Source organism: Flavobacterium sp. (assembly GCF_023151265.1).
GTDB lineage: Bacteria > Bacteroidota > Bacteroidia > Flavobacteriales > Flavobacteriaceae > Flavobacterium.
Window position 1 is genome coordinate 17,674 of record NZ_JAKLJH010000038.1, and the last position, 6,774, is coordinate 24,447.

The following is a 6,774-nucleotide window of genomic DNA, read 5'->3' on the forward strand; positions in this document are numbered from 1 at the left end:
TTCATGAACCGCAACCATTTTAGGAATATGAACTTCCATCCAAGTCACATCTTCTAAATGAGGTAAAACCCTAATTTCTCCCTTACCAACAAACGAATCTTTAACAAAATAATCGGTACCAAAAAAGTCGGAAAAACCTAAAACCTTTTCCACTTCATGCTTTACAACTTCATTTCTAAAAACCATATAGCTTTTATAATTTCCGTTCCAATAAACACCTTTTATCTTTAAAAGTTGTTTGCTAATTTCATGATGAAAACGCATTTTAAAAACCCAATATTTACCAATGCTTGGCAACAATTGTAACTTCAATTTATCCGAAGTCATTTGTGTTTGTTTATGTTCAGGATTACTCAAAGAAGAGTCTAACTGAAGAGCGCTTGAAGAAGCTATGGGTGAAAGGTCACGGTTATCAATACCGGTCACCAAAGAAGCATTAGAAGATTCAGTAACAACAACCAAATCAGGAAAATGTGAACGTAATGCATGATAAGATGCTTTGGAATAATCTAAATACCAACACTTACGAGAACCGCTGTAAGTAGCGCCCAATCGTTTTAAAATGGCAATAATTTCAAAATTCTTCTCAAAAAACACCCCAATGCGATAAGCATCATGGTGAAAAATCTTCTCAATACGTATACTTTTCATGGCAAATACTAAATTTAAATGGCTTATAATCAACAAATATAAATAAAAATAAAAACATTTATTTAATTAATTGATAAAAAAAGATACTTAGTAGATACTAGGTATATAATGGGTACATAGTGGGTACTTTAAGTATGCGTAGTGAATGTCAGAAGTATGTTTTAGTCTTATAAAAATGAAAGAAACAAAAAAAGCACCTCGTTAAAGGTGCTTTTGTGGGGAGAGCAGGATTCGAACCTGCGAAGATGTAATCAGCGGATTTACAGTCCGCCCTCGTTGGCCGCTTGAGTATCTCCCCAAGCCATCTTGCTTATTTGTCTAAGCGGTTGCAAATATAGAATTGTTTTTTATTCCTGCAAAGGAATTTTATACTATTTTACCGACTATTTTATAACGTTCTGTAAATGAAAAACATAAAAAAATCTCCCTAAGGAGATTTTTTTAAATATATTTTAAAGTAGGATTATTTTATAGTTAAAAGTTCTTTTACTTTAGCACGTAAAGCATCGCCTCTAAGGTCTTTTGCTACAATATTTCCTTTTGCATCTAAAATAAAAGTAGCAGGAATTGATTGAACATTATATTGTTTAGCAATAGGATCTTCCCAAAATTTAAGGTTAGAAACATGTGGCCATACTAAACCATCTTTTGCAATAGCGTCTTTCCATTTTGTAGCATCTTTATCTAAAGAAACTCCAATAATGTTTAATCCTTGAGGATGGAATTCATTGTATAAAGCTACTACATTAGGATTTTCAGCTCTACATGGTCCACACCAAGATGCCCAAAAATCAATGATAGTTACTTTTCCTAAAGATTCTTTTAAAGAAATCGTTTTTCCATCAGGTGATGGTGCAGAGAAGTTAGGAGCTGGTTTTCCAACTACAACCGCATTAAGAGCGTCTAAAGCAGTTTTGATTTTTTTTCCGCTTTTTGTGTCTTGAATTTCTTTGCTTAGTCCGTTGTAATATGTTTTTACCTCTTCAGGGGTTAAATATTGTCTCATTAAAAAGTTTTCTAACAATAATACAGATAAATAAGCGTCTGGATTTTCTTTAATGAACTTTTTAGAATAGTCATTCATTTCGTTTTGAAATTTCTTGTATTCTTTTAATAGTTTATTAATGGTAACAGTGTCTTTGCTCATTTGTGCTTTTTGCATAGCAGGACCATTGTCTTTCTCAAATTTTACTACTTTTTCAGAGATAGCTCTAGTTTCTAAATTAAAGGTATGGAACTTTTCGTTATTAGGAGTTCCACCTAAAGTAGATTTGTGTAATGAATCTTTAACAATGTTGATTTCAATTTTACCTTCTTCTAAAATAATAGGTAAATTAATTTCTTCGTTTTCAATTCTAATAAATCCTATATCAATACCGTCAGTAATTCCTTTTAATTCAAATTTACCGTCTTTAACAACAGCAGTATCTTTAGCTAAAGATCCAGTTTCAGTTTGGATTTCTACAAAAACTTTTTTTCCATTCTCTACACCATTTGCAGTTCCAGAGATAAGAAATTCATTGTCTTTTAAGTTGTTGCATGCTACTATTAAAAGAGTAGATGCGATAATAAATACGATTTTTTTCATTATTGTTAGTTAAATTTTGGCAAATGTATTTAAAATAAATCAGTTACAAAACATAAAATAATGTTAGAACAAGAATAAAAAACTTAGTTTCAAAGTTTTGTTAATCAAAAATATAGTTGTAATTTTGCGCACCTTTTGGCGGATAGCGTTTCCATTAGGTATCAATCATTTAAGTAAAACACTGCTGTTGTTTTCTAATTCGCATTAAGAAACGCTAGAAGCACGGCATACAAATTTTTAATCAGCATGTCTGAAATTAACAAAACACAAGAAGAGTTTTTAGCGAATTTTAACTGGCACAACTATGCAGAAGGTATTGATGCAGTTGACGAGAAAAACTTACAAGAATTTGAAGATCTAGTAACTAAAACTTTCATTTCTACAGGAGATGAGGAAGTAGTAGAAGGAGTTGTTGTAAGAATTACCGATAGAGATGCTATCGTTGATATCAACGCTAAATCTGAAGGTGTTATCTCTTTAAACGAATTCCGTTACAATCCTAACTTAAAAGTTGGTGATAAAGTAGAAGTATTAATCGACGTTCGTGAAGACAAAACAGGTCAGTTAGTATTATCTCACAGAAAAGCTAGAACTATCAAAGCTTGGGACAGAGTTATCGCTGCTAACGAAACAGGTGAAATCGTTAATGGTTTCGTAAAATGTAGAACTAAAGGGGGTATGATCGTTGACGTATTCGGAATCGAAGCATTCTTACCAGGTTCTCAAATTGATGTAAAACCAATTCGTGATTACGATCAATATGTGAATAAAACTATGGAATTCAAAGTAGTTAAAATTAACCACGAATTCAAAAACGTAGTAGTATCTCACAAAGCACTTATCGAAGCTGATATCGAAGTTCAGAAAAAAGAAATTATCGGTCAGTTAGAAAAAGGTCAAGTATTAGAAGGTGTTGTTAAAAACATTACTTCTTACGGTGTATTCATCGACTTAGGAGGTGTAGACGGATTAATCCACATCACTGACTTATCTTGGTCAAGAATCAACCACCCATCTGAAGTATTAGAATTAGACCAAAAATTAAACGTTGTAATCCTTGATTTCGATGATGAGAAAACAAGAATTCAATTAGGTTTAAAACAATTACACGCTCATCCATGGGATGCTTTAGGAGCTGAATTAAAAGTAGGTGATAAAGTAAAAGGTAAAGTAGTTGTTTTAGCTGATTACGGTGCTTTCATCGAAGTTGCTGAAGGTGTTGAAGGTTTAATTCACGTTTCTGAAATGTCTTGGTCTACTCACTTAAGATCAGCTCAAGATTTCATGAAAATTGGTGATGAGGTAGAGGCAGTTATCTTAACTCTTGATAGAGATGAAAGAAAAATGTCTTTAGGTATCAAACAAATGACTCAAGATCCATGGACTGATATCACTGCTAAATACCCAGTAGGTTCTAAACACACTGGAATCGTTAGAAACTTTACTAACTTCGGAATTTTCGTTGAGTTAGAAGAAGGTATCGACGGTTTAGTATATATCTCTGATTTATCTTGGACTAAGAAAATCAAACATCCATCTGAATTTGTAAATGTAGGTGATAAATTAGACGTTGAAGGTCGTAAATTATCTTTAGGTCACAAACAAACAACTCCAAATCCTTGGGATAAGTATGAAGATGCTTTCGCTGTTGGAACTATCCACAACGGAACAATTTCAGAAATCGTTGACAAAGGAGCTACTGTAGAATTTGGTGACGATATCGTTGCTTTCATTCCTACACGTCACTTAGAAAAAGAAGACGGTAAAAAATTGAAAAAAGGAGATACTGCTGACTTTAAAGTTATTGAGTTCAATAAAGAATTCAAAAGAGTAGTAGCTTCTCATACAGCTATCTTCAGAGAAGAAGAAGAGAAAAACGTTAAAGCAGCAGTTGAAACTACTTCAACTAGTTCAGCTCAAACATCTACTTTAGGTGATAACAACGATATTCTTGCTGAATTAAAAGCTAAAATGGAAAAAGGAGGTAAATAATCTCACTTTTTTGTCATGCTGTTCGCTTAGGTGAATCAGTATCTAAAAAACTAATCCCGAAAGAAATTTCGGGATTTTTTATTGCGTATTATATTTGTTTATCGTAATATTGCAATATAATAATTATAAAAATTATGGGAGCATCAAAATCAGATTCTTTTTCAATAGAACAAAACGAAATGGCAACTTTGTTCAAAGCCTTGTCACATCCTGCGCGTATTGCAATTGTTGATTATTTATTAACGGTTGATACTTGTATTTGTGGCGATATTGTAAACGAATTACCATTAGCACAGCCTACGATTTCCCAACACTTAAAGGAACTTAAAAACGCTAACATCATCAAAGGTACAATTGAAGGAACGGCTATTTGCTATTGCATCAATCCAGATACCATTGATAAAATAGAAAATCACTTTGGTATGATTCGTCATAAGTTAAAAAACAAATGTTGTTAACTAATTACTTTTTACCAATCACTAATTACTAAAAAATGAAATTATCAGAAATCAAAACCCAATTAAAAAAGCTTTCTCAAATAGCTTTTCAATTGCCAAATGGCGATTTAGTACCAAGTCATTTTCATGTTACGGAAGTAGGGAAAGTGTCTAAACATTTCATCGATTGTGGCGGAACCGTTCGTACAGAAGAAGTAATCAATTTTCAACTTTGGGAAGCCAATGATTACGATCACAGATTACACCCGGAAAAACTTGTTCACATTATAGAAATTTCAGAAAAAACATTAGGTTTACCCGATTTAGAAATTGAAGTCGAGCACCAAATGAAGGAAACTATCGGGAAATTTAGTTTGGATTTTGACGGAACTAATTTCCAATTAAAATCAAAATTAACCGATTGTTTAGCTAAAGACAATTGCGGAATTCCACCAGAAAAAATGAAAGTCAAAATAGGTGAGTGGAAACCAAAGCAAACCTCTTGTTGTACGCCAGATTCAGGTTGTTGTTAATATGGAAAATAATATAAAACAACATTGGGAAACTGTTTTTACCACAAAAGCAGAAAATGAAGTAAGTTGGTTTCAAAAGCAACCTCAGACTTCAATTCAATTAATTCAAGCTTGTAAAGTAGCTAAAGATGCTAAAATCATTGATATTGGAGGTGGCGACAGCTATTTAATTGATAGTTTATTGGATTTAGGTTACACGAATTTATTCTTGTTAGATATTTCGTCAGCCGCTATAGAACGTGCAAAATTACGATTAGGAGATAAAGCTAAGGATGTAAGTTTTATAGTTTCCGATAGTTTATATTTTCAATCGGATGAGAAATTTGATGTTTGGCACGATAGAGCTTCTTTTCATTTTTTTACTGAGGCTAACGATATCGAGCAATATAAAAACAATGTTATTGCAAACACTAATCAAAATGCGCATTTAATCATTGGAACTTTCTCGGAAGAAGGACCTTTAAAATGTAGCGGTTTACCAATAACACAATATTCCCTAGAAAAAATGGAAGCAGTTTTTGGAGAAGATTTCGAATTGGAAAATTGTTTTACCGAAGACCACGAAACGCCGTTTGATACGATTCAGAATTTTATATTTTGTCATTATAAAAAGAAATAATATGCTAGTGAATTTATCAAAAACTATCAAGTCAATTGAAGAAATTGCAGTTTCAAACGAAAGAAAACAAGTGTTGAATCCTTTAGTAGATTACATTCAAAATAAAGTCAATGCTAACGAAGAAATTCGATTGAACTTCATTTGCACACATAATTCCAGAAGAAGTCATTTGTCACAAATTTGGGCACAAACGATGGCATTTCAATTTGGAATCAAAAATGTATTTTGCTATTCTGGTGGAACGGAAGCTACAGCGATGTTTCCAAAAGTAGGTGAAACGTTAGTGAATCAAGGATTTCAAATTCAAAAGTTAAGCGAAGAACAAAATCCAGTTTATGCGGTAAAATTTGATGATAATCAACATCCTATTATTTGTTTTTCAAAAGCGTATTTTGATGATTTTAATCCGAAAACTAACTTTGGAGCTATCATGACCTGTAATAATGCTGACGAAGGTTGTCCAATGGTTTTTGGAGCAGAAGCCCGATTTCCAATCAAATACGACGATCCAAAAGCATTTGACGGAACGGATGTGATGAACGAAAAATATGCAGAAAGAAGTTTACAAATTGCAAGTGAAATGTATTTTGTATTTTCTCAAATAAAATAAGCACATGAAAAAAAGACTTGGTTTTTTAGACCGCTATTTAACGCTTTGGATTTTCTTAGCGATGTTAATTGGAGTAGGAATTGGCTATTTTATTCCCAACTCAGCTGATTTTATCAATTCCTTTTCATCAGGAACAACGAATGTTCCGTTGGCAATTGGCTTGATTTTGATGATGTATCCACCATTAACAAAAATCGATTTTTCAAAAGTGCCTCAAATGTTTGAAAAGCCTAAGTTATTATCAGCTTCATTTTTCATCACTTGGATTGTTGGTCCGTTTCTGATGTTTTTATTAGCGACTTTTTTCCTGAAAGATTATCCAGAATATATGATGGGATTAATTA

Annotated in this window: 6 protein-coding genes, 1 tRNA gene and 1 pseudogene; 6 read left to right on the plus strand and 2 right to left on the minus strand. The window is 32.5% G+C overall.

Features of this window, described 5'->3' with window-relative positions:
* Nucleotides 1–867 precede the first annotated feature (867 nt).
* Both L6Q46_RS05310 and L6Q46_RS05315 read right to left on the minus strand, forming a co-directional pair.
* Nucleotides 868–949: transfer RNA gene (locus L6Q46_RS05310), tRNA-Tyr, on the minus strand.
* Nucleotides 950–1,114: 165 nt separating this feature from the next.
* Nucleotides 1,115–2,239: a TlpA disulfide reductase family protein gene (locus tag L6Q46_RS05315; RefSeq protein ID WP_291283436.1), complete on the minus strand. Its 1,125-nt coding sequence runs from the start codon at nt 2,237–2,239 to the stop codon at nt 1,115–1,117.
* A 246-nt stretch (nt 2,240–2,485) separates the two neighbouring features.
* Here L6Q46_RS05315 and rpsA point away from each other — a divergent pair, with 246 nt between their 5' ends.
* From rpsA to L6Q46_RS05345, 6 genes and pseudogenes are all read left to right on the plus strand, one after another.
* On the plus strand, nt 2,486–4,231 hold the full coding sequence (gene rpsA, locus L6Q46_RS05320; RefSeq protein ID WP_291283437.1) for a 30S ribosomal protein S1: 1,746 nt from the start codon (nt 2,486–2,488) through the stop codon (nt 4,229–4,231).
* Between the two features lie 134 nt (nt 4,232–4,365).
* Complete coding sequence (locus L6Q46_RS05325; protein ID WP_026726706.1) at nt 4,366–4,689, plus strand: metalloregulator ArsR/SmtB family transcription factor; 324 nt, start codon at nt 4,366–4,368, stop codon at nt 4,687–4,689.
* Between the two features lie 35 nt (nt 4,690–4,724).
* Nucleotides 4,725–5,201, plus strand: a complete 477-nt coding sequence (locus tag L6Q46_RS05330) for a DUF6428 family protein (RefSeq protein WP_291283438.1) — start codon at nt 4,725–4,727, stop codon at nt 5,199–5,201.
* Between the two features lies 1 nt (nt 5,202).
* Nucleotides 5,203–5,820 (plus strand): class I SAM-dependent methyltransferase, encoded by a 618-nt coding sequence (locus L6Q46_RS05335; RefSeq protein ID WP_291283439.1) that lies wholly within the window; start codon nt 5,203–5,205, stop codon nt 5,818–5,820.
* Nucleotide 5,821: 1 nt separating this feature from the next.
* Complete coding sequence (locus L6Q46_RS05340; protein WP_291283440.1) at nt 5,822–6,430, plus strand: protein-tyrosine-phosphatase; 609 nt, start codon at nt 5,822–5,824, stop codon at nt 6,428–6,430.
* Between the two features lie 4 nt (nt 6,431–6,434).
* A pseudogene (locus L6Q46_RS05345) lies at nt 6,435–6,774 on the plus strand (arsenical-resistance protein); the annotation flags it as partial.

What these genes read in the sequence shown, in the direction of transcription:
- rpsA (WP_291283437.1), top strand. Translation starts at nt 2,486, where the DNA reads ATGTCTGAAATTAACAAAACACAAGAAGAGTTTTTAGCGAATTTTAAC.
- L6Q46_RS05340 (WP_291283440.1), top strand. Translation starts at nt 5,822, where the DNA reads ATGCTAGTGAATTTATCAAAAACTATCAAGTCAATTGAAGAAATTGCA.
- L6Q46_RS05330 (WP_291283438.1), top strand. Translation starts at nt 4,725, where the DNA reads ATGAAATTATCAGAAATCAAAACCCAATTAAAAAAGCTTTCTCAAATA.
- L6Q46_RS05325 (WP_026726706.1), top strand. Translation starts at nt 4,366, where the DNA reads ATGGGAGCATCAAAATCAGATTCTTTTTCAATAGAACAAAACGAAATG.
- L6Q46_RS05335 (WP_291283439.1), top strand. Translation starts at nt 5,203, where the DNA reads ATGGAAAATAATATAAAACAACATTGGGAAACTGTTTTTACCACAAAA.
- L6Q46_RS05315 (WP_291283436.1), bottom strand. Translation starts at nt 2,239, where the DNA reads ATGAAAAAAATCGTATTTATTATCGCATCTACTCTTTTAATAGTAGCA.